Origin of the sequence: Paenibacillus sp. MMO-177 (assembly GCF_037147795.1) — a bacterium.
Classification (GTDB): domain Bacteria; phylum Bacillota; class Bacilli; order Paenibacillales; family Paenibacillaceae; genus Pristimantibacillus.
Genome location: NZ_JBBCUR010000036.1, coordinates 1 through 450, shown reverse-complemented (window position 1 = coordinate 450; position 450 = coordinate 1). Strand labels below are relative to the sequence as shown.

At 50.4% G+C, this 450-nt stretch carries 2 tRNA genes and 1 rRNA gene; all 3 read left to right on the top strand.

From position 1 onward, the window contains the following. Positions 1–107: ribosomal RNA gene (gene rrf, locus WFK81_RS30770) — 5S ribosomal RNA — on the top strand; the annotation flags it as partial. Between the two features lie 35 nt (positions 108–142). Then, positions 143–219: transfer RNA gene (locus WFK81_RS30765), tRNA-Ile, on the top strand. 27 nt (positions 220–246) lie between these two features. After that, positions 247–322: transfer RNA gene (locus WFK81_RS30760), tRNA-Ala, on the top strand. Positions 323–450: the final 128 nt, after the last annotated feature.

Sequence of the window (450 nt, the reverse complement as noted above, 5' to 3'; positions counted from 1 at the left end):
ATGGCGGAGGGGAACCACGCGTTCCCATACCGAACACGACCGTTAAGCCCTCCAGCGCCGATGGTACTTGGACCGCAGGGTCCTGGGAGAGTAGGACGTCGCCAAGCGGGTGTAAAAACCTATTAGAATTGAATAATATCGAGGGCCTTTAGCTCAGCTGGTTAGAGCGCACCCCTGATAAGGGTGAGGTCGGTGGTTCGAGTCCACTAAGGCCCACCATATCTCAGATATTATCATTCCCTTTATGGGGCCATAGCTCAGCTGGGAGAGCGCCTGCCTTGCAAGCAGGAGGTCAGGAGTTCGATCCTCCTTGGCTCCACCAATATTTAAATTTGTTCATTGAAAACTGGATAGCGAAAGATGAAACATCCTTAAGCAACAAATGTTTTTATTAGGTTAAGCTAATAAGAGCGCACGGAGGATGCCTAGGCACTAGGAGCCGAAGAAGGA